Origin of the sequence: Burkholderia sp. AU45274 (assembly GCF_030482505.1) — a bacterium.
Taxonomy (GTDB): Bacteria; Pseudomonadota; Gammaproteobacteria; order Burkholderiales; family Burkholderiaceae; genus Burkholderia.
This window is the reverse complement of record NZ_JAUJQE010000005.1, coordinates 205724-228563: the sequence shown is the minus strand read 5'-3', so window position 1 is coordinate 228563 and position 22840 is coordinate 205724. Positions and strand designations below refer to the sequence as shown.

At 65.4% G+C, this 22840-nt stretch carries 24 protein-coding genes and 2 pseudogenes; 11 read left to right on the top strand and 15 right to left on the bottom strand.

Features of this window, described 5'->3' with window-relative positions:
• Window positions 1-38 precede the first annotated feature (38 nt).
• The 5 genes from sucD to QZM35_RS20085 all read left to right on the top strand — a co-directional run bounded on the left by sucD (window position 39) and on the right by QZM35_RS20085 (window position 5211).
• A complete protein-coding gene (gene sucD, locus QZM35_RS20105) occupies window positions 39-920 on the top strand; it encodes a succinate--CoA ligase subunit alpha (protein ID WP_006477916.1) in 882 nt (293 codons plus the stop codon).
• 156 nt (window positions 921-1076) lie between these two features.
• Window positions 1077-1781: a TerC family protein gene (locus tag QZM35_RS20100; protein WP_089431651.1), complete on the top strand. Its 705-nt coding sequence runs from the start codon at window positions 1077-1079 to the stop codon at window positions 1779-1781.
• Window positions 1782-1877: 96 nt separating this feature from the next.
• Window positions 1878-2474, top strand: a complete 597-nt coding sequence (locus QZM35_RS20095) for a pilin (protein ID WP_089431650.1) — start codon at window positions 1878-1880, stop codon at window positions 2472-2474.
• A 153-nt stretch (window positions 2475-2627) separates the two neighbouring features.
• The gene (locus tag QZM35_RS20090; RefSeq protein ID WP_089473495.1) at window positions 2628-4406 is read left to right on the top strand and encodes a Wzy polymerase domain-containing protein; all 1779 of its coding nucleotides are present in this window, start codon (window positions 2628-2630) and stop codon (window positions 4404-4406) included.
• Window positions 4407-4860: 454 nt separating this feature from the next.
• Window positions 4861-5211, top strand: coding sequence for a TonB family protein (locus QZM35_RS20085; protein ID WP_089426248.1), 351 nt, complete (start codon window positions 4861-4863; stop codon window positions 5209-5211).
• A 100-nt stretch (window positions 5212-5311) separates the two neighbouring features.
• Here QZM35_RS20085 and QZM35_RS20080 read toward each other — a convergent pair.
• From QZM35_RS20080 to QZM35_RS20055, 6 genes and pseudogenes are all read right to left on the bottom strand, one after another.
• A pseudogene (locus QZM35_RS20080) lies at window positions 5312-5827 on the bottom strand (hypothetical protein); the annotation flags it as partial.
• 13 nt (window positions 5828-5840) lie between these two features.
• On the bottom strand, window positions 5841-6563 hold the full coding sequence (locus tag QZM35_RS20075; protein WP_089426247.1) for a hypothetical protein: 723 nt from the start codon (window positions 6561-6563) through the stop codon (window positions 5841-5843).
• A gap of 18 nt (window positions 6564-6581) precedes the next feature.
• Entirely contained in the window at window positions 6582-6917 is a 336-nt protein-coding gene (locus QZM35_RS20070; RefSeq protein ID WP_089426246.1) for a hypothetical protein, read from the bottom strand.
• A gap of 148 nt (window positions 6918-7065) precedes the next feature.
• Window positions 7066-7389, bottom strand: coding sequence for a hypothetical protein (locus QZM35_RS20065; RefSeq protein WP_089426245.1), 324 nt, complete (start codon window positions 7387-7389; stop codon window positions 7066-7068).
• Between the two features lie 344 nt (window positions 7390-7733).
• On the bottom strand, window positions 7734-8516 hold the full coding sequence (locus QZM35_RS20060) for a hypothetical protein (protein ID WP_301776670.1): 783 nt from the start codon (window positions 8514-8516) through the stop codon (window positions 7734-7736).
• Window positions 8513-9070, bottom strand: a complete 558-nt coding sequence (locus QZM35_RS20055; RefSeq protein ID WP_301776669.1) for a hypothetical protein — start codon at window positions 9068-9070, stop codon at window positions 8513-8515. The genes QZM35_RS20060 and QZM35_RS20055 overlap by 4 nt, the downstream gene beginning before the upstream one ends.
• 172 nt (window positions 9071-9242) lie before the next feature.
• Here QZM35_RS20055 and QZM35_RS20050 point away from each other — a divergent pair.
• Window positions 9243-9661 (top strand): annotated as a pseudogene (locus QZM35_RS20050) (transposase); the annotation flags it as partial.
• A gap of 290 nt (window positions 9662-9951) precedes the next feature.
• On the opposite strand, the gene moaC reads toward QZM35_RS20050, so the two are convergent.
• Window positions 9952-10431 carry a cyclic pyranopterin monophosphate synthase MoaC gene (moaC, locus tag QZM35_RS20045; protein ID WP_089431647.1) on the bottom strand — a complete coding sequence of 160 codons (480 nt, stop codon included), beginning with the start codon at window positions 10429-10431 and terminating at the stop codon, window positions 9952-9954.
• A gap of 270 nt (window positions 10432-10701) precedes the next feature.
• Here moaC and QZM35_RS20040 point away from each other — a divergent pair, with 270 nt between their 5' ends.
• The gene (locus QZM35_RS20040; protein ID WP_301776668.1) at window positions 10702-12396 is read left to right on the top strand and encodes a M48 family metalloprotease; all 1695 of its coding nucleotides are present in this window, start codon (window positions 10702-10704) and stop codon (window positions 12394-12396) included.
• 39 nt (window positions 12397-12435) lie between these two features.
• Here the strand turns inward: QZM35_RS20040 and QZM35_RS20035 are convergent, their stop codons facing one another.
• The 6 genes from QZM35_RS20035 to QZM35_RS20010 form a co-directional block, all read right to left on the bottom strand.
• A complete protein-coding gene (locus QZM35_RS20035) occupies window positions 12436-13023 on the bottom strand; it encodes a DUF2946 family protein (RefSeq protein WP_089426241.1) in 588 nt (195 codons plus the stop codon).
• Window positions 13016-14053, bottom strand: coding sequence for a hydrolase (locus QZM35_RS20030; RefSeq protein ID WP_089426646.1), 1038 nt, complete (start codon window positions 14051-14053; stop codon window positions 13016-13018). The genes QZM35_RS20035 and QZM35_RS20030 overlap by 8 nt, the downstream gene beginning before the upstream one ends.
• 34 nt (window positions 14054-14087) lie before the next feature.
• Window positions 14088-14534: a nuclear transport factor 2 family protein gene (locus QZM35_RS20025; RefSeq protein ID WP_006749968.1), complete on the bottom strand. Its 447-nt coding sequence runs from the start codon at window positions 14532-14534 to the stop codon at window positions 14088-14090.
• A 115-nt stretch (window positions 14535-14649) separates the two neighbouring features.
• The gene (waaF, locus tag QZM35_RS20020) at window positions 14650-15687 is read right to left on the bottom strand and encodes a lipopolysaccharide heptosyltransferase II (protein WP_174972958.1); all 1038 of its coding nucleotides are present in this window, start codon (window positions 15685-15687) and stop codon (window positions 14650-14652) included.
• A 150-nt stretch (window positions 15688-15837) separates the two neighbouring features.
• On the bottom strand, window positions 15838-16032 hold the full coding sequence (locus QZM35_RS20015) for a zinc-finger domain-containing protein (protein WP_006749970.1): 195 nt from the start codon (window positions 16030-16032) through the stop codon (window positions 15838-15840).
• 50 nt (window positions 16033-16082) lie between these two features.
• Entirely contained in the window at window positions 16083-17006 is a 924-nt protein-coding gene (locus QZM35_RS20010; protein WP_089426240.1) for a branched-chain amino acid transaminase, read from the bottom strand.
• 193 nt (window positions 17007-17199) lie between these two features.
• Here QZM35_RS20010 and QZM35_RS20005 point away from each other — a divergent pair, with 193 nt between their 5' ends.
• Window positions 17200-17955, top strand: a complete 756-nt coding sequence (locus QZM35_RS20005; RefSeq protein ID WP_089426239.1) for an AzlC family ABC transporter permease — start codon at window positions 17200-17202, stop codon at window positions 17953-17955.
• Window positions 17956-17968: 13 nt separating this feature from the next.
• On the opposite strand, the gene QZM35_RS20000 is transcribed toward QZM35_RS20005, so the two are convergent.
• Window positions 17969-19021 carry a transposase gene (locus tag QZM35_RS20000; RefSeq protein WP_301776667.1) on the bottom strand — a complete coding sequence of 351 codons (1053 nt, stop codon included), beginning with the start codon at window positions 19019-19021 and terminating at the stop codon, window positions 17969-17971.
• A gap of 89 nt (window positions 19022-19110) precedes the next feature.
• Here QZM35_RS20000 and QZM35_RS19995 point away from each other — a divergent pair, with 89 nt between their 5' ends.
• Both QZM35_RS19995 and QZM35_RS19990 read left to right on the top strand, forming a co-directional pair.
• Window positions 19111-19434: an AzlD domain-containing protein gene (locus tag QZM35_RS19995; RefSeq protein ID WP_089426237.1), complete on the top strand. Its 324-nt coding sequence runs from the start codon at window positions 19111-19113 to the stop codon at window positions 19432-19434.
• 279 nt (window positions 19435-19713) lie between these two features.
• Window positions 19714-20910 (top strand): phosphoglycerate kinase, encoded by a 1197-nt coding sequence (locus QZM35_RS19990; RefSeq protein WP_069257480.1) that lies wholly within the window; start codon window positions 19714-19716, stop codon window positions 20908-20910.
• A 157-nt stretch (window positions 20911-21067) separates the two neighbouring features.
• On the opposite strand, the gene QZM35_RS19985 is transcribed toward QZM35_RS19990, so the two are convergent.
• Entirely contained in the window at window positions 21068-21196 is a 129-nt protein-coding gene (locus QZM35_RS19985) for a hypothetical protein (RefSeq protein ID WP_256093618.1), read from the bottom strand.
• Between QZM35_RS19985 and pyk the strand changes: the two genes are divergently transcribed.
• Window positions 21195-22631: a pyruvate kinase gene (gene pyk / locus QZM35_RS19980; RefSeq protein ID WP_039360687.1), complete on the top strand. Its 1437-nt coding sequence runs from the start codon at window positions 21195-21197 to the stop codon at window positions 22629-22631. The genes QZM35_RS19985 and pyk overlap by 2 nt on opposite strands.
• The last annotated feature ends 209 nt before the right edge of the window (window positions 22632-22840 follow it).

The following is a 22840-nucleotide window of genomic DNA, read 5'->3' as shown; positions in this document are numbered from 1 at the left end:
GTTTGCACGCGACGCCAATCGAACAGAGGTCAAAATACATGTCGATTCTGATCAACAAGGACACGAAGGTCATCACGCAGGGCATTACCGGCAAAACCGGTCAGTTCCATACGCGCGCCTGCCGTGAATACGCAAACGGCCGCGAAGCATTCGTCGCGGGCGTGAACCCGAAGAAGGCCGGCGAAGATTTCGAAGGCATTCCGATCTACGCAAGCGTCAAGGAAGCGAAGGCGGAAACCGGCGCGACCGTGTCGGTCATCTACGTTCCGCCGGCAGGCGCAGCCGCTGCGATCTGGGAAGCGGTCGAAGCCGACCTGGATCTCGCGATCTGCATCACGGAAGGCATTCCCGTCCGTGACATGATCGAAGTGAAGGACCGCATGCGTCGCGAAGGCCGCAAGACGCTGCTGCTCGGGCCGAACTGCCCGGGCACGATCACGCCGGACGAACTGAAGATCGGCATCATGCCGGGTCACATCCACCGCAAGGGCCGCATCGGCGTCGTGTCGCGTTCGGGCACGCTGACGTATGAAGCGGTTGCCCAGCTGACGGCACTCGGCCTCGGCCAGTCGTCGGCAGTCGGTATCGGCGGCGACCCGATCAACGGTCTGAAGCACATCGACGTGATGAAGATGTTCAACGACGATCCGGATACGGACGCAGTCGTGATGATCGGCGAAATCGGTGGTCCGGACGAAGCCAATGCGGCAGAGTGGATCAAGGACAACATGAAGAAGCCGGTGGTCGGCTTCATCGCTGGCGTCACGGCGCCTCCGGGCAAGCGCATGGGCCACGCCGGCGCGCTGATCTCGGGCGGTGCGGATACGGCCGAAGCGAAGCTGGAAATCATGGAGGCGTGCGGCATCACCGTGACGCGCAACCCGTCGGAAATGGGCCGTCTGCTGAAGAAGGCGCTGTAATATTTCCACCTGGGTTCGTCCTGCAGAAAACGCCGGCTTTGCCGGCGTTTTTTGTTATGCTCGCGCAATGAATTCGTAAGCACCGGGCATGCATCGCGCATGTGCCGGCAATGAACCGGGTCGCCCGCGGGCGGCCGCCGTCCTGCCCGTCACGCCATGCTCGAATTCCTGACGTCGCTCCACTGGGGCGCCGTTCTCCAGATCGTCATCATCGATATCCTGCTCGGCGGCGACAACGCCGTCGTGATCGCGCTCGCATGCCGCAACCTGCCCGCGAACCAGCGGCTGCGCGGCGTCGTCTGGGGCACCGCGGGGGCGATCCTGCTGCGTGTCGCGCTGATCACGTTCGCGGTCGCGCTGCTCGACGTGCCGTTCCTGAAGCTCGGCGGCGGGTTGCTGCTGCTGTGGATCGGCATCAAGCTGATGGCGCCGGCCGAGGGCGCGCACGACGACATCAAGCCGGCCAGCCGGCTGTGGGACGCCGTGAAGACGATCGTGATCGCCGATGCGGTGATGAGCCTCGACAACGTGATCGCGATCGCGGGCGCGGCCGAACAGGCCGACCCGTCGCACCGGATCGCGCTCGTGATCTTCGGGCTCGTCGTCAGCGTGCCGATCATCGTGTGGGGCAGCACGCTGGTGCTGAAGCTGCTCGACCGTTTCCCGATCTTCGTGGCATTCGGCGCGGGGCTGCTCGGCTGGATCGCGGGCGGGCTGATCGTGAATGACCCGGTCGGCGACCGCTGGCCGGTGCTCGATACGCCGGAGGTCCTCTACGGCGCGAGCATCGCGGGCGCGCTGTTCGTCGTGGCGATCGGTTACACGCTCAGGAAGCGCCGCGACGTACCGCACGCGCACTGACATTGGCCGTCCGGCCGACTGCCGGATTCACGGCCCGCTGGCTACGATCGAGACGCCTGCCTTTGCGGCAGGCGTTTTTCGTTTCCGGAGCCTGCCATGTTCGAAGCCTTTTCCGTTTCCCTGTTCCGTCGCGTGGCCGCCGATCTGCGGCGCGCGAACCGGCCGTCGCCGCGCTGGCGGCCGGCCGGCTTCACGCTGATCGAACTGATGATCGTGCTGGCGATCGTCGGCGTGATCGCGGCCTATGCGATTCCCGCGTACCAGGATTACCTTGCGCGCTCGCGTGTTGGCGAAGGGCTCGCGCTTGCGTCGTCCGCGCGGCTCGCCGTCGCCGACAACGCCGCAAGCGGCGCGAGCCTCGACGGCGGCTACAGCCCGCCGGCCGCGACCCGCAACGTCGAATCGGTTGTGATCGACGGCGAGACCGGCCAGATCACGGTCGCGTTCACCACGCGCGTCGCCGCGGCCGGCACCAACACGCTGGTGCTCGTGCCGTCCGCGCCCGACAAGGCCGACGCGCCCACCGCACGCGTGCCGCTCAAAAAGGGCGCGATGCAGGCCGGCGCGATCGCGTGGGAGTGCTTCGCCGCCGGCAAGGGGGCGTCGTCGCTGCCCGCGCCGGGGGCCGGGCCGCTGCCGGCTGACGCGGCGACGCTGCCCGCGAAATATGCGCCGGCGGAGTGCCGCGCTTAGTGCCGATCGTGGTGCAGGGCGGCGCGGGCAGCATGCCGGCCGCCTCGTCAGCCGGCCGGGGCGGCCACCCGGCGCCAGGGCGCGGAGCGAAGGCCCCGCACAGAGGGGGCAAAGTTTTGTATAGTGCGCCGGTTGCTGACATCCGGTTCGCTCATGCCTTCTACTTTTTCCCGTTCGTTGCCGCTCGTTGCGCTGGCTGTCGCCCTGATCGTGCCGTACGCGATCACGAATCACACGTATCCGATCCCGACCTTCTATTCCGAGTTTTCCGCGCTGGTGCTGTATCTGCTGGTCGGGGTGTCCGTCGTGCTGCTCGCGCGCACGGGCCGTCCGGCCGAGCCGTTTGCGGCGCCGGCCGCGTTCGTCGCGCCGCTCGGGTTCGCCGTGGTGCTCATCGCGCAGGTCGCGCTGATCCCGCTCAAGGTACCGTCGATGAACTGGCTGGCGGTCGGCTATCTCGCCGCCGCGCTGGTCGCGATGCAGGCCGGCTATGCGCTCGCGCGCGACGGCCTGGCCGAGGCCGTGTCGCGGATGATGGCCGGCGCGCTGCTCATCGGCGGCGTGTTCGCGGTCGGAACGCAGATCGTGCAGCTGTTCCACCTCGAGTCGGCGCTGTCGCCGTTCGTCGTGATATACAACGTCGCGGTCGATCGCCGTCCGTACGGCAACATGGCGCAAGCGAACCATCTGGCCAGCTACATCGCGTTCGCGCTCGCGGGCGCGCTGTATCTCGTGCAGACGCGCCGGCTCGCGGTATGGGCGTGGCTCGTGCTGTCGATCGTGCTGTCCGCCGGTCTGGCGCTGACGGTGTCGCGCGGGCCGTGGCTGCAGGTCGCGGTGATGGTCGTCGCGGGCTTCTGGATGGCGTGGCTCGAATCGCGCCGCGCGCCGGGCAATGCGCGTGCGTGGGCGATCCCGGTCGTGCTCGCGGTGGCGTTCATCGCGGTGAACGTCGCGGTGCGCTGGGCGAACGTCCACTATCACCTGGGCCTCGCGGAATCCGCGGCCGACCGGATGCGGGACGCGGGGCAGATCGCACCGCGCCTCGCGCTGTGGAAGTACGGGCTCGCGATGTTTCGCGAACATCCGCTGCTCGGTGTCGGCTGGGGTGAATTCCCGTCGCACCAGTTCGCGCTCGTGCGCTCGCTCGGCGGTGTCGAGATCGCGAACAACTCGCACGACATCTTCATCGACCTGCTCGCGAAGTCCGGCCTCGCCGGCCTGGGCGTGCTCGTCGTCGCGCTCGTGACGTGGTTCGTGCGCGCGGTGCGCGCGCCGCAGTCGAGCATGCGCGTGTTCGGCTTCGCGCTGATCGGCATCCTGCTGATGCACGCGCTGGTCGAGTATCCGCAGCAGTACATGTTCTTCCTGTTGCCGGCCATGTTCGTGATCGGGCTGCTCGAGGTGAAGTCGCTGCGCATCCTGCCGGGGCGTGCGGCATTCGGGCTGTTCGCGGTGCTGTCGGTCGGCGGTGTGCTGGCGGCGGTGCCGGTGCTGCGCGACTACCAGCGCGCGGAAGTGCTGTATTACGGCAGCGATCCGGCTGCGCAGTACCGCGATGCGCCGTCGCTGCTGTTCGGCGCGTGGGGTGAATACGGTGCGGCCACGCTCCTCCCGATTTCGGCGGACGACCTGCCGGCCAAGCTCGCCGCGCATGAGCGCGCGATCGCGCTGCTGCCCGGCGAGACGGTGCTGCGCCGCTATGCGGCACTGCAGGCGCTGGCCGGCCGCGAGGCCGACGCGCTCGACACCGTCGCACGCCTGCACGTGTTTGCGAAGGAGTTGAAGGACTGGCCGCAACAACTGGCCGCGCTGTACAAGCTGTGCGATCAGCAGCCGGCGCTGAAGCCGTTCAAGGCGGCGGTCGTCGCGAAATACGGCGAAGTGCCGGCCGATGCGGCCGACGACGAGGACGACGACGATTCGGATTGATGCGCGCAGCGCCTGCCGGAACGGGGAATTCCGGCATGTGCCGAGCCGCGACGGAGCGGCGGTGCGCGTCGGGCGTTAGCGCCCGGCGCGAACCCGGCGATTCCGGCCGCGCATCGATTGCCTCGCGGATTGCATGGATTCCGGCTGAAGGCCCGGCGATTCGCATCAACCATTGTCAAATCGCCGCCTCTCGCCGGGCCGCGCGTGCACAATGCGCGAAAGCGCTCGCGTGCCGACCCGTGTGAGGCGAGGGCAGCGCGAACACAGGCAACACCCCGGTCACCCGGGAAGTCCGCCACGCAGGATCGCGGCCGAGCATCGATCGGCCGTGCGGCCGTAACGGGGCGCCGGTCCGATGGCCGCGGCGCAGTGTGATGCATGCGATGCGGCCGGGCGACGTGTTCCGGTGCGCGGCGCGTGTGTCCGGAACAGTGCTGAAGAACGATATTCGACCATGGCTATTCGCTCAACCTACCTGATCCTGCCCGCCGTCGCGATGCTGTTTTCCGGCTGCGCGATGCTGTCGTCGTCGCAGGAAAGCAAGCTGACCTGTCACATTCCGCGCGCCGTCTATCCGGATACCGCGAAGCCGCTCACGCGCCCGGCGACCGTGCTCGTGCGCGCGCTGATGACGACGTCCGGCGAAGCGCAGAACGTCACCGTGACGACGAGCAGCCGCAATGCGGCGGCTGATCGTGCGGCCGTCGACGCGATGACGCACGCGACCTGCGTGCAGACGGGCGCGACCGCGAACCCGTTCCTGCTGACTCAACCGTTCGTGTTCGAGCCGCAGCGCGGCCAGTGAGGCGTGGGCGGTGCGGCCCGCTTAGAGGTCCCCGCCGCCTCGTTGTGCATGACCGCCGACAGTCGATGCGCGCGGCCGTGACGGCACGCGCGTCCGACGTTCAGTGCTGCGGCATCAGGTTCGCGCCGCGGCAAGCCGGCTCGGCCGCGGTACTCAGCCCGAGCAGCGTGAACCCGTTGCGCTCCTGGCGAATCTGCGCGTAGTGTCGCGCGACCGTTTCCCCGGTGGTGCCCGTCAGATCGAGTTCGACCTGAAAGCGATCCTTGCTGTCCGAGCAGCCGCGCACCGGGCCATACGCGAACCCCCTGCCGGCCACCTTGCTGGCCTTGTCGAACGCCTGCCGGCCTTTCAGCGCGGCCGCTGCTGCGGCGGGTTCGCTCCACTCGCGCGCCAGCGCATCATCCGCCTTCAGCCATTCGTCGACGAAATCGCGGCCGTTGAGCGCGACGGGCTGTACGCGCTGCACGGTGTCGCCGTCGACGCGGTAGCGGAAGATGCCCGGCCGCGTCATCACGTCGCTGTCCATCGAGCCGACCGTCGCGCGCACCTCGAAGCCGTCGGGGCGCACCTTGAACCGGATCGGGTTGTCGTCGAGCGCGTAGCTGTTCTCGGAATGACCGCAAACATCATCAGCAGTTGAGGATGTAGCCGTCCGCGATAGTCCATGCTGTGGTCAGGAGCTTGACCGCATCTGCCTCAGGAACGACTTGGGGTTCTCCGTGGCGTGGGGCCTGCGCTGCATTTTCCAGTAGCCTCGTCGCTGATTCATCACACCCGGCAATCTCGCGCAGTGTCTTCCACTGAGTTGTCTTGTCCTTCGGGTCCAGTGATCGAGTAGCGACGCAATGGTGGCGAAGCGATTCGATGGCTCGATAGCAGTGGAAAGCAACATCGTCCGGTTCCTTCATCGCGGTGATAAGGTCGCGTAAGCACCGATGAAGGAAGACTCCCGGTTCGCCTCGCAGCTTAGGACGCATGGCTGCAATTCGGGCATGCAGATCGACTCCCCGATGCAGTTCGCCGATGCAAGGAACGTCGATGCCGAAAACGACATCGAGACCGACTTCCGGGCAGATGGCCCGCCGTATTTCCACATCATAGGTGTGGCCGAGAAGGAAGCCCACAATGTCCATTTCCAGCTGGACCATGTACCTGACTGCGTTGCGCAGGTCCAAGGCATTCCACTCGACTTCCGTCTCGACCCATACAGCCACCTGATTCATGAGAATCCGAACGTCAGCTTTCGCATTCACCCCGGATACAACGTGCTTGAACTTAGGGGAGATGTGGTGATCGGGTATCTGCGCTCGTTCGGGATGGACCACGCCGTCGAGGAAATATCTGTAGGTCATTTCGGTGTCGTCAGGCGATCAACCCCGCTCGTCCGCTGGCAACGGACATTCAACCTCGATCAACCGCTTCCTCGCGACCGCAAGCTGTTCTTCCGTGAACAGATCGCGCCACGGTTTCTGAAGGACAAGATATTCGACGCTTAGACGGAGGTTTTCCCGTCCACGGAGAAAGAGTTCAGTGAACCCTTCCGATGGCTTGTTTGTTGCCAGCAGTCGGTTCGCAGTCTCCTTGCCACCGTGTTCGTTCACCATCCGCAAGAAGTATGTTGCGTGGTATGGCGGCTTCAACCGTCGGGCGGCGTCATAAATGCCGCGCATCGCTTGGTCGAATTGTTCGATGGTCTTGTCGGTCATGTTTTAACTAGTCGCCGTGATAATCATGGAGCCTGCATCGTGGTCCGCCGCGCCGAATTTGAGACCCTGGGGCGCTAACATTCCGCCAGTTGGTTTTTGCAGTCGGACGGACTGCAAGGGCTTATCGGTTCAGGCGGACGAAGATAGCTTATACGCTAAACGTATGATCGCAATCGAGGCATTTGTAGTTGTCGAGCACGTGCGAGTCCACCATCTCGCCAGCTTTTGAGCCTACAACTGCGCCGGTGGCGGCACCACCCAATGCGCCCAAAATACCACCGGCGATGCCGCCAAGCAGGGTTCCGACGACAGGAACTAGCGAACCGATTGCTGCACCCGCGGCCGCGCCTTCGCCTGCACCGAGCCAGCCTCCCACTGCCCCTGCGCCCGCCCCAACCGCAGTGCCTGCTTTTTTCCCGTAATTTCGCTTGTCCACCTGCGGGCTGTTGCATTTCGGGCAAGTGATAGCCATTTTGAGACCCTCCGTGCTTGTTCGTTACGACATGGTTAGAAAGGGGGCGCCTGCGATAGGGGGGCGTCCGCATAACTCAGTGTAGTTATCGACCGCTTAGGGCCTTTCTTTATGGATTGCCGGTAACCAATCTCACGTCTCGTGATGGCCCAGACAGGAGTGTGCTGACCACCTACGAGCAATGTGAATCGGGTGTGCCTCAGGTGAACCGGGTCGAGACTTTTCTCTAAACGGTTCACACCGAGCCCATAAAAAAACTGATTCAGTGCGAACCATGCTGCTCAGGTCACCGAAGAAGGCCAATGATTGTTCGTGCACACTCATAGACCGCTGGAAGTAGCTACCTATTCGATGATGCCCTCCCGCTCTGTGCCGTCGATTGGCTGATTAGCAGTGACTTTCCCGAAATAAAGATACACACCAGTTAGCAGGCTAACTTTTCCGCCGAATATCGTTCCATACAAAATCTGAACGCCAAGACTGGACGCGGTCGACTGGAATGTGTAGTTATTGGTCAAGCCGTGGCCTTGAATGTATTGCTGCGTCATATCATCGGGCGCGTTTGGGGTTGTGCCTGCACCAATGAACTCGTAATCGGCTGGCACTCCATTTCTAGAATATCTGATCAACTCTGAAACAGGGGCCACTGGAATTTTTGTTGTATCTTTGCTTCCAATGCTAAGATTTTTTAGCATGGCTGATGGGACGGCTCGGCTGGGGCTAAAATTTATTTGATGAGATTGATTTTCCCCTGGATTAACCGGAGCCAAAAATCGAATCTTCACCCTCTGTGCCGGCAGTGTGCTGGTATTGGAAAGGCTGAGTGTTAAATAGTCTTCGCTATCCGATGCCCATTTCTCAATTTTAGCGGAGGCTAAGTCCAATTTGGTTGGATTTGAGGCTTCGATATATCTCTCTATTTTTGCGAGTGCATCTGCCGCATCCTTTGCGACAGAGAATTTCGGGCAGTACTGCGCAGGGAATGATTTTGGTGTAGCCGAATTAACTACAATATTGCAGTCGCCGGTGACGATTTGCGCATTCCCTGCACCTTCAGCGCTAGTGGACAACGAGGGGCATGAAGAGAGTGCGGCAACTAGAGCGATGAGCGAAATTTTCACTTTCACTTCTGTTTCCCCGCTTGGTTGGTAACATTATTGTTCGAGCCATTCACCACCTGGACATTATTGGACAAAAGGCCTCCCGTATTAATGCCGGTGACAACAGGAGCCGACGATCCCGAAGCGGGTGCAATCGGGGCCGCATTTAGTTGTACATTCCCTACGGATGAAGATGCGCCTTGCGCAACACTGTTGCCATTGCCATTGCCATTGCCATTGCCATTGCCATTGCCATTGCCATTGCCATTGCCATTGCCATTGCCATTGCCATTGCCATTGCCATTGCCATTGCCATTGCCATTGCCATTGCCATTGCTTGATTGTGCTCGCGCGTTCTCAACCGAGCCTCGATTCTGGCCTAAGACTGTACCGGCAGATACAAGGAGAACACCAAGGGAGATGAGGAAAAAGCACACAACCGCCAGTTGGATGATTTTTTTATCCGATTTCTTGGTTTTCAGCACGGCGAAGACGACGCCAGACGCGACTGAAACCACGAAAGCAGCGCAGACAATAGGATTATTAAGATATGGAGCCCAAGCTCCGGATTCAATTGCCACTCAACCACCTCCTAGTCGTCCATTGATCGCGAGCGCATTTATTGCACCCACATGGATAACGGCATGAATTCATCAGATCTTTACATTGGCATGACCCTAGCCCACAAAACTGTCCCATTTGAAAGTGGAAAATTCCGGCATGGCGTTGTCATCGAGACCAGGAGGTCATGCCGTGAAGAAGAGCAAGTTCACCGAGGAACAGATCACATACGCATTGAAGCAGGCCGAGCTGGGCACGCCTGTCGCGGAGGTGTGCTGCAAGATGGGGATCAGCGACGCGACGTTCTACAATTGGCGGACGAAATATGGCGGGCTGTCGCGCTCGGAACTGCGCCGGCTGAAGCAACTTGAGGAAGAGAACGCCAAGCTCAAGCGGCTCGTGGCCGATCTGTCGCTGGACAAGGCCATGCTGCAGGACGTGCTGTCAAAAAAGCTCTGAAGCCTTCTCGGCGCCGTGAGCTTTTCACGGACTTGATGCAGCGTTTCGGCGCAAGCCAGCGGCAGACCTGCGCGTTATTGCAGCTGTTCCGCACGGTCTACCGCTACGAGTCGGTCGCGCGGGATCAAAGCGCACTGGAAATGCGCATCAAGTAGATCACGGAAGTGCGAGTGCATTACGGTGCGCATCGGCGGAATTCGCCCGCCAGTGCACCGATCGGGCCGGTTCGGCCCGCCCCGAAGAGCCGGAATTTTCCAACTAAGACTGGGACGGAAATTGGGCCAGCCTCAGAATTGAAGCCATTCCAGTTTCTTGTGAGACCGGAGTGGGACAAGATCGATTTTTCGTATGCTAGCAGTCAGATTCGAGGCGATTTCGTCAAACGAAGGTGATACCGGGGTGGCCGGTATGGAATCGAAGAAAGGATTTACGAAACGGAGTCTTATTCCTCCGCCTTCCAGTCCCCCGACTTCCCGCCGCGTTTCTCGCGCACGCTCACGTCGGTGATCACCATCCCGCGATCGACGGCCTTGCACATGTCGTAGACGGTCAGCAGCCCGACCTGCACGGCGGTCAGCGCTTCCATCTCGACGCCGGTGCGCCCGAACGTCTCGACCTGCACGACGCAGTGGACGCCGGGCAACGCGTCGTCGAGTTCGAACTCGACGGCCACGCGCGTCAGCGCGAGCGGATGGCACAGCGGGATCAGGTCGGCCGTGCGCTTGGCGCCCTGGATGGCCGCGATGCGCGCGACGCCGAGCACATCGCCTTTCTTGGCCTTGCCGTCGCGGATCAGCGCGAACGTGGCCGGCAGCATCCGGATCGTGCCGCGCGCGATCGCGATGCGTCGGGTTTCCTGCTTGCCGCCGACGTCGACCATGTGCGCATGGCCGGCGGCATCGAAATGGGTGAGTCCTGACATGTCTTCCTCTAGTGGAACGGCGGGCGCGAGCACGTCCCGCGATCGCGCATCGCGATTGGCCGGGGCATCGAATCCCGTCTCTGCGCCCCGATCCGATCCAACGGTTCAACGGGCGCCTATCATAGCAGTGGCATACGCGGCGCCGGGGATGCAGATGGCGTCCATGCCGAACGGGACAGTCACGCTGCCGCCGGTACAATGACCCGAATATTCAGACCAAACGCCGCGATGCGCGCCCGGCGCGCGGGACGGCGTCGTTTTCATCCTGCCATGCGTGTCAAACAGTTGCTTGCCGTGTCGCTGTCGGTGGCGCTCGCATTGCCGCCGAGCGGCCGTGCGCAGAGCGCGTCCGCGCCGCCGCTCGAATCGGCGGCCGGCGGCGCGCGGTCGATTTCCACCGTGCCGTCCGGCATCGCGGCCGGCGTGTTCGGCACGTACGGCGGCGCGGAGAGCCGGTTTTCGGACGCAGGCGGCGCGTCGGCACCGGCCGCGAGCCTGCGCGCGCCGCTTCGCTCGCTGGAGCTGCCCGACCTGGGCGACGGCTCCGGCGGTTCGCTGACGCCGCAGGCCGAGCGCCGGCTCGGCGAGCGCGTGATGCGCGAAGTGCGGCGCGATCCCGACTATCTCGACGACTGGCTCGTGCGCGACTACCTGAACGCGATGGCGGCGCGGCTCGCGGCCGCGGCGGCCGCGCGCTTCATCGGCGGCTACACGCCGGACTTCGACCTGTTCCCGGTGCGCGATCCGCAGATCAACGCATTCTCGATGCCGGGCGGCTTCATCGGGATCAACAGCGGCCTCGTCGTCACGACACAGACGGAGTCGGAACTCGCATCGGTGGTCGGCCACGAGATGGGGCACGTGCTGCAGCGGCACATCGCGCGGATGATCGGCGCGAATGAGAAGACCGGCTACACGGCGCTCGCGACGATGCTGCTCGGTGTGCTGGCCGGCGTGCTCGCGAGAAGCGGCGACCTCGGCAGTGCGATCGCGATGGGCGGGCAGGCGTATGCGGTGGACAACCAGCTGCGCTTCTCGCGTTCGGCCGAGCGCGAGGCCGATCGTGTCGGCTTTCAGCTGCTCGCGGGCGCGGGCTATGACCCGTACGGGATGCCGGGCTTCTTCGAGCGGCTCGACCGCGCGTCGATGGGCGATGCGGGCGTGCCGGCGTACGCGCGCACGCACCCGCTGACCGGCGAGCGGATCGCCGACATGGAGGATCGCGCGCGCCGCGCGCCGTACCGGCAGCCGCGCCAGTCGCCCGAATACGGGTTCGTGCGTGCGCGGCTGCGCGTCCTGCAGAACCGCGCGCCGACCGACATCGCGGCCGAGGCGCGGCGAATGCAGTTCGAGATCGACGATCGCACCGCGCCGAACGTCGCGGCGAACTGGTACGGCATCGCACTCGCGGATGCGCTGCTCGGCGAGTACGACGCGGCCGGCAAGGCGCTCGCGTCGGCACGCAGTGCGTTCGACGCCCGCGAGCGGCGTGAGGACGATCCGGCGACGGGCTCGCCGAGCCTCGACGTCCTGGCCGCCGACATCGCGCGCCGCGCGGGGCAGGCCGACGACGCGGTGCGGCTCGCGGCGCTTGCGCAGCGGCGCTGGCCGGCGTCGCACGCGGCGATCGTCGCGCATCTTCAGGCGCTGATCGCGGCGCGCCGCTTCGCGGAAGCGCAGGCGCAGGCACGCGCGCAGGCGAAGGCCGACCCCGAGCAGCCGGACTGGTGGGACTATCTCGCGAAGGCGAGCGACGGCAAGGGTGACCTGCTGGCGCGGCGCCGCGCGCTCGCGGAGAAGCTCGCGCTCGACGGCGCGTGGCCGTCGGCGATTCGCCAGCTGAAGGAAGCGCGCGACGCGAAGGACGTGTCGTTCTACGAGCAGTCGATGATCGGCGCGCGGCTGCTGGAATTCGAGGCGCGCTACAAGGAAGAGCGCGAAGACGAGAAGAATGGCCGCGGGTAGCGGCCGATACTCGGGAAGCGCGGGCGCGGCCGCTGCGGGTCAGTTGCCGCTGTCAGCCGTATTGCGGGCCTGTTGCGCCGGGCTGGCGACGTAGCCGAACCGCGCGGGCACGTCCGCACCGACGATGCTGCCGAGCGGCAGCGTGCGGCCGTCGCGCCAGCGCAGCACGGGCGGCGCGGCATCGAAATCCGCATGATCGGCGAACAGCCCGAGGTCGTGATCGTGCAGCGCCGCGATGCGCGGCGGCGTGCCGGCCGCGCGAAACAGCACGCCGCCCGCGTCGTCGAGCCAGGCTTCGTCCGGTTCGAACGGCGCGCCGGTCTGGTCGGTGAGCGTGAGCTGCCCGTCGCGCTCGGCGAGCCGGACGATCCACGGTGTATAGGCGAGCTCGACGTACACGCGCTGCGGCCCGTTCTGGAAGAACCACTGGCCCTGCGCATCGCATTCGTAGTTGCGGCCGATGAACGCGTTCAGCGCCGCATGCCGGATCGGCGAGCCGAGTTCGCCGGCCGCCTGCGCCGCGTCGTCGCGCAGCCGCCATTCGCCGCGCCGGTCGAGCAGCAGCCAGCCGGTACAGTGCGGCACGTTCGGCCACTTGGCGAGGGCCTGCGTGACGATGTCATCCATGGTCGACGAATTTGGAGCAATAGCCGAACACCCGCGCCGACAGCCAGTCGAGGCGGCCGGGGAACGGCCCGGTCATGAATCCCGCGTGCCCGCCGGCCGCAGGCTGGTCGAGCTCGACGGCCGGCGATACGTCGGCCGGGCCCGGTAGCGCCGATTCAGGCAGGAACGGGTCGTTGCGGGCGTTGAGGATCAGCGTCGGCACATCGATCGCGGGCAGCAGCGGCCGTGTCGTCGCCTTCGTCCAGTAGTCGTCGGCGTTCGCGAAACCGTGCAGCGGCGCGGTCACGACTTCGTCGAAGTCGCGCATCGTCACGGCCTGCAGCATGGCGTCGCGGTCGAACAGCCCCGGGTACTGGTCGAGCTTCGCGAGTGCCTTGCGCTTGAGCGTCTTCAGGAAGCTGCGCGTGTAGACCATCGCAAAGCCTTGCGACAGCGCGCGCCCGCCGGCGTGCACGTCGATCGGCGTCGAGATCGCGGCGGCCGCCCGCAGGATCGACGTGTCGCTGCGATGCTCGCCGAGCCAGCGCAGAAGCACGTTGCCGCCGAGCGACACACCGGCCGCGACGAGCGGCCCGCGATGCTGCGCGGCGAGCCGGCGCAGGATCCAGTCGACCTCGGCGCTGTCGGCGAGATGGTAGAAGCGCGGCTGGCGGTTGATCTCGCCGCTGCAACTGCGGAAGTGCGGCACGACGGCGTGCCAGCCCTTCGCGCGCGCGGCGGCCATCATCGCGAGCGCGTAGTGCGAGCCGGAGCTGCCTTCGAGGCCGTGGAACAGCACGAACAGCGGCGCATCGGGCGCCGGCGCCGCGCTGTCGAGATGCGCGACCCAGTCGAGATCGATGAAGTCGTGATCGGGGGTTTCCCATCGCTCTCGTCGGTAGGCGACGACGGGACGCCGCGCGAACAGCGCGGGCACGATGGTTTGCGCATGGCTGTTAGGCAGCCAGCGTGGTGCGCGATAGCGCAGTATGTCGTCGTCGGGGGCCGGGGCCCCGGTCAGCGGCGAGGTGGGCGGAGAAGCCGTACTCATGATCGCCCCGCGTATGCGTTGCTTCGTCTTTTCGTCAGTGCAGCGGACCCTGCCCATGACGGATCTTCGCGGCGAATTGTCCGGCCGCTTGTTCGGGAATCGGGCTCGCGTGAATGTGCGCGATGCGCCACTCGCCACGTTCGTGAATCATCACGTACGTCGCGAAAACCATGTCGGGTTCGGCCGTCAGGTCGGCCTGCTGATGCGCTTCGGCGATCGTATAGACGACCGTGCCGAGGCTGTCGTACACGCGGATGTCGAGCGGCTCGATCGTCACGGGGCGCGTGGCGAGCCGGTTGGCGAGCCCGCTGCGGATCTGGTCGAGGCCGTGCAGATGCTCGCCGTCCGCCCATACGCAGCTGGCGAAATCCTCGTCGATCCACAGTCCCAGCAGCGCGTCGAGATTGGCATCGGCGACGGCCTGGTAGTAGGCGTTCAGCGTATCGGCGGCGGCTTCGAAGAGGCGGGCAAAACGTGGCATCGGGGTTATCTCTCGCGCGCGTCGCGCGCCGTATTCAGCACGGCGGCCCGGATGGAGCCGCCGTACACCGGTGAATCGGATTGCCCGGCGCGCCGTGCGACGCTGCCGGCCAGGGTCAGCGCTGCCCGACGAGCATGCCGCGCAAATCGCCGAATACCTGCTCGGGACCGAGTTCGCGCAGGCACTTCAGGTGGCCGAGCGGGCACTCGCGTTCGAAGCAGGGACTGCATTCGAGATGAAGCCATTGTACCTTCGCCAGGTCCGACAGCGGAGGGGTGTGGCGCGGATCGGTCGATCCGTACAGCGCGACGAGCGGCCGGCGTAGCGCGGCGGCAACGTGCATCAGCCCCGAATCGTTGGTGACCACCGCGTTCGCGCGCGCGATCAGCGCGCACGCCTCCGACAGCGACGTCTGCCCGCACAGGTTGCGCACGTTCGGCGCGTGGTCGGCGATCGCCTGCGCGGCCGCGGCGTCCTTCTGCGAGCCGAGCGCGACGATCTGCGTGTACGGGAACGACTGGTGGACGATGGTGGCGAGCGACGCGAAGTGCTCGGGCGGCCAGCGCTTGGCCGGGCCGTATTCCGCGCCCGGGCAGAACACGACGAGCGGCTTGCGCGTATCGAGATTGAAACGTGCGGACACGCGCGCCGTCTCGTTGAGATCGGCGTCGAGGCGCGGCGCGGGCAGCGTCTTCATCGACTCGGGCAGCTTCGCGCCCGGCGCGTATGCAAGCGCCGCGTAGTGGGCCGTCATCGGCGGCCGCTCGTCCGATTTGTCCGGGTTCGCGTGCCGCACGTTCAGCAGCCCGTAGCGGTGCTCGCCCGTGTAGCCGACCCGCAGCGGGATGTTCGCGAGCCACGGGATCACCGCGGATTTCAGCGAGTTCGGCAGCACGTACGCCGCGTCGTAGCCGACGTCGCGCAGGTCGCTCGCGAGCTGCCAGCGGCGCAGCAGTTGCAGCTTGCCGTGCGCGAGATCGGTCGCGTAGACATCGTGGATCTCGGGCATCCGCTCGAGCACGGGCGCGACCCACGAGGGCGCGACGGCATCGATCGCGATGCGGGGATGGTTTTTCTTCAGCAGCGCAAAAAGCGGCTGCGCCATCAATGCGTCACCGATCCAGTTCGGTGCGATAACCAGCGCTCGACGCATCAGGTCGACTTCCGATGTCGTAATGAAGCACGGCGCTCAGGCGCCGCGTTCGGGTTGCCAGAATGGAGAACGGCGGCGCGCCGGCAATCCGGCTGCGCCGCCTGGGCGATCGGCGGGCCTGCATCAGCCTGCAGGCCCGGCCGCCGGGGCTCAGTGGCCCTTGACGACCTCGCCGTCACGCAGCTTGTAGCGCGTGCCGCAGTACGGGCAGCGTGCCTCGCCGTGCGAGACGTCGATGAAGACGCGCGGGTGGGCGCTCCAGCGCGCCATGGCCGGGTTCGGGCAGTACGCGGGAAGATCCTTGGCCGTCAGCTCGACCAGCGGCATTTCCTTGATTTCACTCATGAGACTTTCTCTTATCACTCTTTTGTGGGGCGGTCGGTGGCGCGGCGCGCTCAGACCTTCGTCAGCCAGTTCGCGTACTTCGCGTTCTTGCCCGACACGATATCGAAAAACGCCGACTGGAGCTTTTCCGTGACGGGGCCGCGCGCGCCGCTGCCGATCGTGCGGTTGTCGAGCTCGCGGATCGGCGTGACTTCAGCGGCCGTGCCGGTGAAGAACGCCTCGTCGGCCGTGTAGACCTCGTCGCGCGTGATGCGCTTCTCGATCACCTCGATGCCGGCGTCCTTCGCGAGCGTGATCACGGTATCGCGCGTGATGCCGTCGAGGCACGACGACAGGTCGGGCGTGTACAGCTTGCCGTTGTTCACCAGGAAGAAGTTCTCGCCGGAGCCTTCCGACACGTAGCCGTCGACGTCGAGCAGCAGCGCTTCGTCGTAGCCGTCGGCGGTGGCTTCCTGGTTCGCGAGGATCGAGTTCACGTACCAGCCCGACGCCTTCGCGCGCACCATCGACACGTTCACGTGGTGGCGCGTGAACGACGACGTCTTCACGCGGATGCCCTTCGCGAGGCCTTCCTCGCCGAGGTACGCGCCCCACGGCCATGCGGCGATCGCGACGTGGATCGTGTTGCCCTTCGCGGCCACGCCGAGCTTTTCCGAGCCGACCCAGATGATCGGGCGCAGGTAGCACGACTCGAGCTGGTTCTCGCGCACGACTGCGAGTTGCGCGGCTTCGAGCGTTTCCCGGTCGAACGGCACGTCCATCTGGAAGATCTTCGCCGAATTCAGCAGACGTTTCGTGTGCTCGTACAGGCGGAAGATCGCGGTGCTGCCGTCGGCCGACTTGTACGCGCGCACGCCCTCGAAGACGCCCATGCCGTAGTGCAGCGTGTGGGTCAGGACGTGGATCTTGGCGTCGCGCCAGTCGATCAGCTTGCCGTCCATCCAGATCTTGCCGTCGCGGTCGGCCATTGACATAGATTTCTCCTGGGATGCGGTTGTATGCAGCGTTGAGCCGGAAAGACGCATATTTTAGCGTCATTTGAAGGCGATCCGGTCGGTCGGCGCGGGGCCGGCGCTATAATCGCCCGGTACCGATTCCAATAACGAAGGGTCGACCCGGCAGGAGGCGCCGGCGCCCCGACGAACCGCCCGCTGCGGCCCGCTTCCCATGCTCGCTCGATTGTCCGCCACCGACCGCTTCGCGCTGATCCAGGGCGCGCGCGACTATTCCCCGACGCTGATGGCGATTTTCTCGTGGGGGCTCGTCACCGGCATCGCGATGAGCAAGTCGGTCATGACCCTCTGGCAGGCGAGCGCGATGTCGCTGCTGGTCTACGCGGGCTCGTCGCAGCTCGCGGTGCTGCCGCTCCTCGCGGCGAAGCTGCCGATCTGGACCATCCTGCTCACGGCTGCGATGGTCAACACGCGCTTCGTGATCTTCAGCGCCGGGCTTGCTCCCCATTTTTCCTACCTGCCGCTTTGGCGGCGCCTCGCGATCGGCTATTTCAACGGCGACGTGATCTACCTGCTGTTCCAGAAACAGGGCTTTGCGTACGGCCACGTGCCCGGCAAGGAAGCGTATTTCTGGGGGATGGCGCTCGCGAGCTGGCTGTCGTGGCAGGTGTCGTCGCTCGCCGGCATCCTGCTCGCGAGCTTCTTTCCCGCGAGCTGGGGGCTGGAACTGGCCGGCACGCTCGCGCTGATCCCCATCATGGTGTCGGCGGTCGCGAACCGCTCGACGCTCGCGGCCGTCGCGGTCGCCGGTGTCGTGTCGCTCGTCGCGTTCGACCTGCCGTACCGGCTCGCGCTGCCGCTCGCGGTGCTCGCCGCGCTCGCGGCCGGCTGCACGGCCGATTTCTTCGTCGAGCGGGCCGACTGGCGGCGCATTCGCACCGAAACCGTGCACGAAAAGGAAATCGATTGACGTCCTCCGCCGCCTAAAGGGGGCGGATTCCCACAGCTGGCGATGCACGTCCGCATCGGAGAATGTTCAAAGCAGCGTTGGTATCTCGATCATGCACGACACCACAGCCATCGCAGGCCCACTCTCTTACTCGCAGTCCCGCGATACCTTTCGGCCGCGTCGTGCTGTCTTTCGACCCGCACGCCGAACAGGACTGGGTGGAACCGCTTTCGTCGATTTCCTCGAACGTGGCCCCGTGCGCGATCGCCTTGTAACGGAGCTTGTTTCGGAAGGACGACCAGGATGCGTCGTAGACGCTCTTCGCCATCCGGGTTGTGGCGAGTTTCGCGGGCGACACGCTGCCGACCACGATGTAATCGAAGCGCCGCACCAAATCGAGCGCCAACTTGTGCTGGAAATCAGCACGCGCATTCGCCACCTTGGCGTGCAATTTCGCGATATGTCGCTTGTGCTTTCGCGCTCGCTGGGCCTTTGCCAGCTTATCGGCCGCTCGCTGGCCGAACCGGTCGTTCGGCAGCTTCTCGCCCGTCGAAAGTGTGGCGAAGTCTTTCAGGCCGAGATCGATGCCGACGCCGGAACGGATCGGGCGGGCCTGAACATCTGGCATCTCGATCACGATGTTCAAGAACCAATTGCCGCGCGCATCCTGCGCAAAGTTGGTTCCGTCCTTGATCTTGCCTTCGGGAAGCGCCCGGCTGTTGAACACGCGAAAGGTGCTGCCGGCAAAGCGAAATGCGTCGCCTTCGCGCTTCAGGTCACGCCCCTTCGACGGCACCCAGCCAAGAGATTTCTTGCCGCGATAGCGCAAGTAAGGCCGACGGCGCTGATTGCGCGACTTCGCGTATTGCTCGCACGTTGCGTTGACCGTGCCGGAGTGGATGCCGAGTATCTTGCTGCAGCCCGTCGTCAGTACGTTCAGATCGAAACCCGTCGGCCACCTCTTGTTCCACTTCAGGGCATGTTTCTGCGTGTCGTTGCAGAAGTTCCAGACATAGTTCACCGCACGGCTCTGCTTGTTGAGCAGTCCGTTGAGCGACTTCACCCGGTAGCGATAGACAAGAATCATGCCGGTGATCCTAGTCGATGGAAGAAGCTGCCTGTCAAGGGTATGTCTTTCTTGCCCGCCATCGATGGCAACATTTCAAGGAGTAGTTGATGAGCGCGACGGAAATCTGGATCGTCATCATCGGGATGACGATCGTCACGGCCGTGACGCGCGCGTTGTTCCTGATCGGCGGCGAACGCACCGTGCTGCCCGAGCGCGCGCAGCGCGCGATGCGCTACGCGCCGGCGGCGGCACTGGTCGCCGTCGTGCTGCCCGACGTGCTCGAAACGCCGGCCGGGTTGTCGTTCGCGCTGTCCAACCATCCGTTCTACGCGGCGCTCGCCGGCCTCGGCTGGTTTTTGTGGCGGCGCAGCATGCTCGGCACGATCGTCGTCGGGATGCTCGTATTCACCGTGCTGCGCCTGATCTTCTGATGGGCCGCCGTTCCGGCCCGCCGGGCGCCGGCCGCTCGCGCGGATGCATTGCTGCATTGCGGCAATGGGTCCGTTCCCGCGCGCGATCCCAAATAGGCGGAATTCGCCGCCCGCGGGTCAGTCTGCCGGGTGGATCGGCTAGAATGCCCGTTCGAGATTTTTTACCCGTGCGCGTCATGCGAACCGCCAGCCACGGCCGCATCCGGCGCCCTTTCGCGGCAGCCCGCGCACGTCCAGCGTGAACCCCCTTTCCCCATCCACTACTTCAATTTGTTCAACATGAGCCAAGTCAAGCGTCTTACCGACCTGATCGCCGCCGGCCAGCTCGCCGGCAAGCGGGTATTCATCCGTGCCGACCTGAACGTCCCGCAGGACGACCAGGGCAACATCACCGAAGACACGCGCGTGCGCGCGTCCGTGCCGGCCATCCAGGCCGCGCTCGACGCCGGCGCGGCCGTGATGGTCACGTCGCACCTCGGCCGCCCGACCGAGGGCGAATTCAAGCCGGAAGATTCGCTCGCGCCGGTCGCGAAGCGCCTCGCCGAGCTGCTCGGCCGTGACGTGCCGCTCGTGTCGAACTGGGTCGAGAACGGCGTGAACGTCGCGCCGGGCCAGGTCGTGCTGCTCGAGAACTGCCGCGTGAACAAGGGCGAGAAGAAGAATTCTGACGAGCTCGCGCAGAAGATGGCGAAGCTCTGCGACGTGTACGTGAACGACGCGTTCGGCACCGCGCACCGCGCGGAAGCGACCACCCACGGGATCGCGAAGTACGCGCCGGTCGCGTGCGCGGGCCCGCTGCTGGCTGCCGAACTCGACGCGCTCGGCAAGGCGCTGGGCAACCCGGCGCGCCCGCTGGTGGCGATCGTCGCCGGCTCGAAGGTGTCGACCAAGCTCACGATCCTGAAGTCGCTGGCCGGCAAGGTCGACCAGCTGATCGTCGGCGGCGGCATCGCGAACACGTTCATGCTCGCGGCCGGCCTGTCGATCGGCAAGTCGCTCGCGGAAGCCGACCTCGTCAACGAGGCGAAGGCGATCATCGACGAAGCGCGCGAGCGCGGCGCGTCGGTGCCGATCCCGACCGACGTCGTGACGGCCAAGGAATTCTCGCCGACGGCCGCGGCCACGGTGAAGCAGGTCGCCGACATCGAAGCGGACGACATGATCCTCGACATCGGCCCGGATACCGCCAAGGCGCTCGCGAGCCAGCTCGAGAAGGCCGGCACGATCGTGTGGAACGGCCCGGTCGGCGTGTTCGAGTTCGACCAGTTCGGCAACGGCACCAAGACGCTCGCGGAAGCGATCGCCAAATCGTCCGCGTTCTCGATCGCGGGCGGCGGCGACACGCTCGCGGCCATCGCGAAGTACGGCATCCATGACCAGGTCAGCTACATCTCGACGGGCGGCGGCGCCTTCCTCGAGTTCCTCGAGGGGAAGAAGCTGCCGGCGGTGGAAGTGCTGGAAACGCGGGCGGCCTGAGCGTGGCGGCGCGCGCAGGGGTGACGAAGGCCGCGCGCTCCGCGAAAGCGGAGCAGCCGGCCGGCGCGGGCAAGCGCAAACGCGCGCCCGCGCGGGCGAACACCGCCCCGCGCGCACCGGCGGCCGCCGGCGACGCGGCCGAGCAGCACCACGAGATTCAGAACAAAGCGATGCCGGGCGCAAGCACCGGCACGCCCCCCGGAGCGGCGGCCGCTGGGCCTGCCGCTTCCGGCTCTCGCAGCGTTTCACCCAGCGCATCCACCTTGATCCAGATGAGGAGTTTCATGCAGCGCGCCACCAAGATAGTCGCCACGATCGGCCCGGCTTCCAGTTCGCCGGAGATTCTGCTGCAGATGATGCAGGCGGGCCTCGACGTCGTGCGGCTCAATTTTTCGCACGGCACGGCCGACGATCACCGCCAGCGCGCCGAGATGGTGCGCGAGGCCGCCCGCAAGGTCGGCCGCGAGATCGCGATCATGGCCGACCTCCAGGGCCCGAAGATCCGCGTCGGCAAGTTCGAGAACGGCAAGACGACGCTCGAGCCGGGCCAGGCCTTCATCCTCGACGCGGGCTGCGAGCTGGGCAACGACGAGCGCGTCGGGCTCGACTACAAGGAGCTGCCGCGTGACCTGCGCACGGGCGACCTGCTGCTGCTGAACGACGGCCTGATCGTGCTGACCGTCGAGCGCGTGCTCGGCGACGAGATCCACACGATCGTCAAGGTGGGCGGCGAGCTGTCGAACAACAAGGGCATCAACCGCCAGGGCGGCGGGCTGTCGGCGCCCGCGCTGACTGCGAAGGACATGGAAGACATCCGCACCGCGATGTCGCTCGGCGCGGACCTGGTGGCGGTGTCGTTCCCGAAGAACGCGACCGACATGGAAATGGCGCGCCAGCTCGCGAACATCGCGGGCGCGCCGTACGGCATCAAGCCGAAGATGATCGCGAAGATCGAGCGTGCGGAAGCGATTCCGGCGCTGCAAAGCATTCTCGACGCGTCCGACGGCATCATGGTCGCGCGCGGCGACCTCGCGGTGGAAGTGGGCAACGCGGCCGTGCCGGCGCTGCAGAAACGGATGATCCGGATGGCGCGCGAGTCGAACAAGCTCGTGATCACCGCGACGCAGATGATGGAATCGATGATCCACGCGCCGGTGCCGACCCGCGCGGAAGTGTCGGACGTCGCGAACGCGGTGCTCGACGGCACCGACGCGGTGATGCTGTCCGCCGAGACGGCCGCCGGCAAGTATCCGGTCGTCACGATCGAGACGATGGCGGCCGTGTGCGTCGAGGCGGAAAAGTCGGAAGAAGTCGAGCTGGACAAGGATTTCCTCGACCGCACGTTCACGCGGATCGACCAGTCGATCGCGATGGGCGCGCTGTTCACCGCGTACCACCTGGGGGCGAAGGCGATCATCGCGCTGACCGAATCGGGCGCGACCGCACTGTGGATGTCGCGTCACTACACGCACGTGCCGATCTTCGCGCTGACGCCGCGCGTCGGCAGCGAGCGCACGATGGCGCTGTACCGCAACGTGACGCCGCTGCACGTCGACTTCAACAGCGACCGCGACTCGGCGTTGCAGGCGGCGCTCGAGATCGTCGTCAAGCAGGGCTACGTGCAGCACGGCGACATGGTCGTGCTGACCGTCGGCGAGCCGATGGGGCAGGCGGGCGGCACCAACACGCTGAAGATCGTGCGGGTTGGCGAGCACTATTGAGCGCCCGCTGAATCTCGGGTCGGCCTGCAGGCCGGCCGCCCGGGTCGGCTGAAAAATCGATCCGGCACCGTTTTTCGCGCGAAAGCCGCGTGGGGTCCGAAGCCCCGCGCGGCTTTTTTTCTCATTTTTGCCCGCATTGTGCCGTGCGAACGTAACAAATTGCGAGTCGGCGCCACCGGGCGGTCGGAATCGGAGGCGCTTCGCGATAA

What these genes read in the sequence shown, in the direction of transcription:
- QZM35_RS19995 (WP_089426237.1), top strand. Translation starts at nt 19,111, where the DNA reads ATGAGCGCGACGGAAATCTGGATCGTCATCATCGGGATGACGATCGTC.
- QZM35_RS20095 (WP_089431650.1), top strand. Translation starts at nt 1,878, where the DNA reads ATGTTCGAAGCCTTTTCCGTTTCCCTGTTCCGTCGCGTGGCCGCCGAT.
- QZM35_RS20070 (WP_089426246.1), bottom strand. Translation starts at nt 6,917, where the DNA reads ATGACCGACAAGACCATCGAACAATTCGACCAAGCGATGCGCGGCATT.
- pyk (WP_039360687.1), top strand. Translation starts at nt 21,195, where the DNA reads ATGCAGCGCGCCACCAAGATAGTCGCCACGATCGGCCCGGCTTCCAGT.
- QZM35_RS20040 (WP_301776668.1), top strand. Translation starts at nt 10,702, where the DNA reads ATGCGTGTCAAACAGTTGCTTGCCGTGTCGCTGTCGGTGGCGCTCGCA.
- waaF (WP_174972958.1), bottom strand. Translation starts at nt 15,687, where the DNA reads ATGCGTCGAGCGCTGGTTATCGCACCGAACTGGATCGGTGACGCATTG.
- moaC (WP_089431647.1), bottom strand. Translation starts at nt 10,431, where the DNA reads ATGTCAGGACTCACCCATTTCGATGCCGCCGGCCATGCGCACATGGTC.
- QZM35_RS19990 (WP_069257480.1), top strand. Translation starts at nt 19,714, where the DNA reads ATGAGCCAAGTCAAGCGTCTTACCGACCTGATCGCCGCCGGCCAGCTC.
- QZM35_RS20075 (WP_089426247.1), bottom strand. Translation starts at nt 6,563, where the DNA reads ATGACCTACAGATATTTCCTCGACGGCGTGGTCCATCCCGAACGAGCG.
- QZM35_RS20090 (WP_089473495.1), top strand. Translation starts at nt 2,628, where the DNA reads ATGCCTTCTACTTTTTCCCGTTCGTTGCCGCTCGTTGCGCTGGCTGTC.
- sucD (WP_006477916.1), top strand. Translation starts at nt 39, where the DNA reads ATGTCGATTCTGATCAACAAGGACACGAAGGTCATCACGCAGGGCATT.
- QZM35_RS20025 (WP_006749968.1), bottom strand. Translation starts at nt 14,534, where the DNA reads ATGCCACGTTTTGCCCGCCTCTTCGAAGCCGCCGCCGATACGCTGAAC.
- QZM35_RS20015 (WP_006749970.1), bottom strand. Translation starts at nt 16,032, where the DNA reads ATGAGTGAAATCAAGGAAATGCCGCTGGTCGAGCTGACGGCCAAGGAT.
- QZM35_RS20100 (WP_089431651.1), top strand. Translation starts at nt 1,077, where the DNA reads ATGCTCGAATTCCTGACGTCGCTCCACTGGGGCGCCGTTCTCCAGATC.
- QZM35_RS19985 (WP_256093618.1), bottom strand. Translation starts at nt 21,196, where the DNA reads ATGAAACTCCTCATCTGGATCAAGGTGGATGCGCTGGGTGAAACGCTG.
- QZM35_RS20085 (WP_089426248.1), top strand. Translation starts at nt 4,861, where the DNA reads ATGGCTATTCGCTCAACCTACCTGATCCTGCCCGCCGTCGCGATGCTG.
- QZM35_RS20010 (WP_089426240.1), bottom strand. Translation starts at nt 17,006, where the DNA reads ATGTCAATGGCCGACCGCGACGGCAAGATCTGGATGGACGGCAAGCTG.
- QZM35_RS20035 (WP_089426241.1), bottom strand. Translation starts at nt 13,023, where the DNA reads ATGGATGACATCGTCACGCAGGCCCTCGCCAAGTGGCCGAACGTGCCG.
- QZM35_RS20005 (WP_089426239.1), top strand. Translation starts at nt 17,200, where the DNA reads ATGCTCGCTCGATTGTCCGCCACCGACCGCTTCGCGCTGATCCAGGGC.
- QZM35_RS20065 (WP_089426245.1), bottom strand. Translation starts at nt 7,389, where the DNA reads ATGGCTATCACTTGCCCGAAATGCAACAGCCCGCAGGTGGACAAGCGA.
- QZM35_RS20030 (WP_089426646.1), bottom strand. Translation starts at nt 14,053, where the DNA reads ATGAGTACGGCTTCTCCGCCCACCTCGCCGCTGACCGGGGCCCCGGCC.
- QZM35_RS20000 (WP_301776667.1), bottom strand. Translation starts at nt 19,021, where the DNA reads ATGATTCTTGTCTATCGCTACCGGGTGAAGTCGCTCAACGGACTGCTC.